The following is a 4,504-nucleotide window of genomic DNA, read 5'->3' as shown; positions in this document are numbered from 1 at the left end:
TGGTGAAGAAAACGATGATGCCTCCAAGAGATAGTCCACCTGGTGCTTGTTAATTAAATTCTTATTGAAAGAATCTTTCTTTCTCCTCTTTTTTTTTATGCTAAATACCTTTGAATTTATGATCTTAATACCTGTGGCATAATCCATCCTTCATCATCCTTAAACCATTTCCTATTGATCTGTAAGGGAACATTAATATTCTGAAGTGGGTGGATAAGCCATTTTGCTTGTGTTCGCATCCATGTTGCCATGGAAGTATTAAGATATGCCCGAATGTGCATTTTTTCGGCTGTGTGGAGGATTAAGGCTTCAGGAAGAAGATTCAAGACTCCATATAATTGAGAGAAATCCTTGGGTTCTACTTGAGGAAGAGTTATCCAATAAAGATCCACGGAATTTTCAAAAATTAAAGCTCGAGGAGTAAACAGAGGTGTCAATACTTTAAGTGAAATTAACTCTTCAAGTTTCTGGATTTTTATTTTTGGAATGATTGTGTTGATCCTTAATGTCCTTTCAATTGGAATTGAACGTGGTAAATTACAATAAAGATTTATGAAATCCCTAGGGTTGTCAGAATCCAGATAATTCCATTTTTTAGAGAATAATGGTGAAATAAATACGGGAGGGGGTTTGGTTTCTCTTTTACGGGCTGTTTTTTGTTTAAAATTTTCCATTTTTCTGGCTAAATTTGCAGAATCAGGAATATCTTCACTCCATCCGTGATTAGGGATATATTGCATCAAGGAATTAGAAAATTGATAATTTGTTATTTTAGTTATTTCATGAATTTTAATTGAGTTGGTATTTTTGAGTGTTGTTAAATAGCTCTGTAGATTTTTTTCAGCATTTTGGGGTATGAAGAGTTGACCATGGATAATTCTGGGATTATTTTCTACTGAATAGATATTACTAAGACATAAAGTTGTATTTGACTCATCTTTAAGGTCAAGAAGATTTTTGAAACTGATATCTTTTAACTGTTCTATATGAAAAATAAAAGACTCTATCCCAAATGCTTCAGGAAAGAAACGAAATTCTAAATTACTATCAAGCATGGTAAGGATAGGATATATGTTCCGAGTTTTAATTGAAGGAATAGGAAGCTTTATTTTTTTGCTTAAATGATGTCCTGAGAAATCCTCTAATCTCAAAGATGGTAAGATCATATAAATGATATTTAGAAGATTTATCTCTTCGTCGCTTAATTTAACTGGAAGTTTCAATGATTCTCGTTGTAAATCTTCCCATATCTCCGATTTTAAGGAGGTTTGATTTCGTATTAGATTGAAGAAACCAATAGGTTTATTCCTTAAATGGAAAATTAAGTAATTATAGAAAGTATCAGAATAATAAGAAGGGAGGGTTAAGTATCGCGATGCTCCTAAAAAATAATCTACTGTGAACCATAGAAATGAATACTCTAAATAATCATTTGAATCTATATGAAGGTTTATATATCGGTGTATTTCCTTGTGAAGCTCCTTTCTGGACTCTTCTAGGTCAGTATCAACCTTTTTAAGAATTTCAATAAATTCGTTTAGATAATTTTGCTCATTTTTAGGATATTCTTTGATATGATCTTTGGAATGTTTAAGAACCAGCTTTAAAAATTTCCGATCGCTAGCATTGGAATACTTCATAGCTACTCAACAATAGATCTAATATGTCTTTTTATTTATAAATTTTTTAAAAAAAAACACGAAGTTTGTTTTAGAACAATCTCGAGCTGATTTGAAAGGATTTTGTTTAAACATTTAATTGCTAGATCAACAGTGGATACATGAAAACTTCGACCAATAGGCTTAACTAGCTACCACTAGTCACATGAGGGCAACTTTATTGGAAATTAAGTGGCCTATCATCAGTTAATATAAGGAATAAGTAATCATTCCCTAATTGTTGTGAGATGGCACATCTGGTCTTTTTTCTCAGGACAATTACGAATTTAACTATTATTATTGTTTTAATCCGTTTTACTGTCGACTACCTTGAAAATTTGGCTTGCATTTGAGTAAATTTCATAGTAGCCATGACATCGCCTGTAATTTTCAGATTTTTAGCAAAGAATTCTTTCTGGCCATCTTTTTCCCCTGATGATATTTGTGCCCATAACTCGGTTGTACATTGGAAGGTAAAGGACGGTTTTTCAGGTGCTCCTTCATGAAATTCTGCTGTCCCATCTGGATGAAAGATGACATGAAAGATTCCATCTTCTCCTTCCAAATCATATGCAGCAATTTTATTCCAGTTTTTTAGAAAATCTTGTACCTCAGGGGTTTGATTGACTAATCCAACTAATTGCTTAACAGCTTCTTTTCCTGGACCCATATCTTAGTCTCCTTTTATTATTTAAATAATTACTTAGGATGAGAATAAACAGAACTAATTGAGTAATTTGATTTTATAAATTTCATGGTTTATCTCAGCATTTTAAGAGCCTCTGATTATGAAAGATTGGAAAGGAATAATATTCATTTGATTTTTTTATTTTACTAGTTCTATTACTCCAAACTTCAATACAGCTTCTCCATTTTCATTTTTAGTTTCAAATCCAATTATCATATTCGTTTCATTTTCCTCCAAGAGCCATCCTTCTGTAGTAAGTATGTCCTCCATAAAAACTGGTTTTGAAAACCTTGTTTTTATTCGTTTGACCTTGGTTGGATCACCAGCTGCAAGGTTATCTACAATGGCTTGGGTAGCGAAGGCTAAAGTGCACAATCCATGAAGGATCTTATCAGGTAATCCTGCAGCCCTAGCAATATCTTTGTCAACATGAATAGGATTTTCATCACCTGATGCTTCAGCCTAACGGACTGACTGATCAGGAGTTACTTTCATTGTTTGTCTAACTAGTATTTGTTTTTTTAATGAATCCTCTTTAATTATTGGTTTAGATGTTTCGATTTTCTTTGTTGCTTTTTTAAAAAATAATCCGGCTCGCATTTCAAAAATGATCTCTTCTTTGGCATAGCCAGTCATTTTTGCCCAGAGAACATCACCTGTTTCTTTGACATCGACAGAATCTAATTTAATCTTTGTCTTAATCTTTTCTCTTGGTCTTAATGGTCGAAGGTATAGAATTTCCTGTTCACCATGAACCATTCGGAGAATGTCAAGGTTGAGTGTTTCATCTGTAACAATCTGCATCATTGGATCTATTAACATAGTTACTGGGAAAAGGGGTGGGATCCTTAATTTATTCTCGTCCAATTCATAGTATTGGGGATTTATCTCATTGGTAGCTTTAGCATAGGCTATTGTTTTTCCTGGATCAACAGTTACTATCTTTCCCTCGTAAATCTTACCAACAATATTAGGATCAAGGCCACTTTCGTTCATCATGTTTTCACCTAAACTATTTTTGAATAATTAACTGAATTGAGATTAAAAAGTAACTGGGATTGAATTATCTCTTAAAGATGATCAATGGATATGAGGGGTGTCTTTAGATCTTTTGATTCTAGTTGCTATTTACATTCAACTTTTTCGAATTTTTTTATTCTCTTTCCTAGATTGAATTCTTGGGTGTTTATAATACCCCTCCTCAATGGGAGAGAAAGGAAACATGGAGTAACTGTAAAAAGACTTCTGTGTCTGTTTTAGGGACCTTATAAACCGTCTACGAAGCAACTTAATGGTGAAAGCAACAATGATGATGCCTCCTACAGATCCCCCGGTTGGTTCAACTTAAAAACATCTAAAATTTCCCTCTGGAAATTAAAAATCCCCTCTTTTTTTACTTTAAAAGTGGCGGTTTCCATTTCCTTCCTGTGGGATTGAACCAGTCAAATTGAGGGGGAACGGGACTATGCTCCGGAAGGACACTGAATATCTCCCATTTCACCCGATAGTCTTGAATCAACTGTTCTACCAAAGCTTTCATTTGGGGATTCAAAACTGTTGTAATGATACATGATTGATCAGTTCTTCCAATCTGTGCATAAGGAAGAAGATCTAATAACCAAGTTAGCTGTTGAGTAGACATTAAAGGGAGGATTAAAATAAATTCATCAGGAGAATAATCAATACGTAACCGATTTACCATGAACCAGATTGACAATATCTTTTCGTCATATAATGCTTTGAGTATTTCTAGCTCTTCCTTGTGAATACTAGACTCAAGGGGTAAGGTATCGTACTCATAGGGGCCAAAATATGTACAAAATACTTTTACATAATCTGTAAAAGTTTTTAAATGGTCTAGCTGCGCATTTATGTTAAAAATTGTTGATAGAAATGCTGTGGACTGTTTTCGTCTTTTTCGAGGTTTAGAGGTGGACAGACGTTTCATGATAAGGATTTCTTCGGTCTCTGTTAATGTTTTCCATCCTTTATTTATTTCATATTCACTAAGAGAGGCACTCCAGAAAACTTGCTTTATGGGATTAAATTCTATTAAATTTATACTGTGTTTATCTAAAAGAAAATCCTTTAGTTCATTTACCTCCTCTTTCGTCGTTATTAAGGTCCCAAAATAATCCTTTGAGTTTGTTCGGGAACG

Annotated in this window: 4 protein-coding genes and 1 pseudogene; all 5 read right to left on the bottom strand. The window is 33.5% G+C overall.

Features of this window, described 5'->3' with window-relative positions; translation table 11 throughout:
• Nucleotides 1-116: 116 nt before the first annotated feature.
• The gene (locus ACWVCY_RS02755) at nucleotides 117-1,640 is read right to left on the bottom strand and encodes a hypothetical protein (protein WP_455140158.1); all 1,524 of its coding nucleotides are present in this window, start codon (nucleotides 1,638-1,640) and stop codon (nucleotides 117-119) included.
• A 343-nt stretch (nucleotides 1,641-1,983) separates the two neighbouring features.
• Nucleotides 1,984-2,328 (bottom strand): SCP2 sterol-binding domain-containing protein, encoded by a 345-nt coding sequence (locus ACWVCY_RS02750; protein WP_455140157.1) that lies wholly within the window; start codon nucleotides 2,326-2,328, stop codon nucleotides 1,984-1,986.
• 156 nt (nucleotides 2,329-2,484) lie between these two features.
• Nucleotides 2,485-2,793, bottom strand: a pseudogene (locus tag ACWVCY_RS02745) (MaoC/PaaZ C-terminal domain-containing protein); the annotation flags it as partial.
• Nucleotides 2,794-2,808: 15 nt separating this feature from the next.
• Nucleotides 2,809-3,342 carry an FAS1-like dehydratase domain-containing protein gene (locus ACWVCY_RS02740; RefSeq protein ID WP_455140156.1) on the bottom strand — a complete coding sequence of 178 codons (534 nt, stop codon included), beginning with the start codon at nucleotides 3,340-3,342 and terminating at the stop codon, nucleotides 2,809-2,811.
• Between the two features lie 397 nt (nucleotides 3,343-3,739).
• Nucleotides 3,740-4,504: hypothetical protein (locus ACWVCY_RS02735; protein WP_455140155.1), on the bottom strand; the 765-nt coding region annotated here is incomplete at its 5' end.

It is taken from the genome of Candidatus Hodarchaeum mangrovi (genome assembly GCF_975850365.1).
The sequence above is the reverse complement of the archived record's forward strand: the minus strand, read 5'-3'. Positions and strand labels throughout refer to the sequence as shown.

Coding starts and splice junctions, on each gene's coding strand:
- ACWVCY_RS02755 (WP_455140158.1), bottom strand. CDS start 1,640: ATGAAGTATTCCAATGCTAGCGATCGGAAATTTTTAAAGCTGGTTCTT.
- ACWVCY_RS02750 (WP_455140157.1), bottom strand. CDS start 2,328: ATGGGTCCAGGAAAAGAAGCTGTTAAGCAATTAGTTGGATTAGTCAAT.
- ACWVCY_RS02740 (WP_455140156.1), bottom strand. CDS start 3,342: ATGAACGAAAGTGGCCTTGATCCTAATATTGTTGGTAAGATTTACGAG.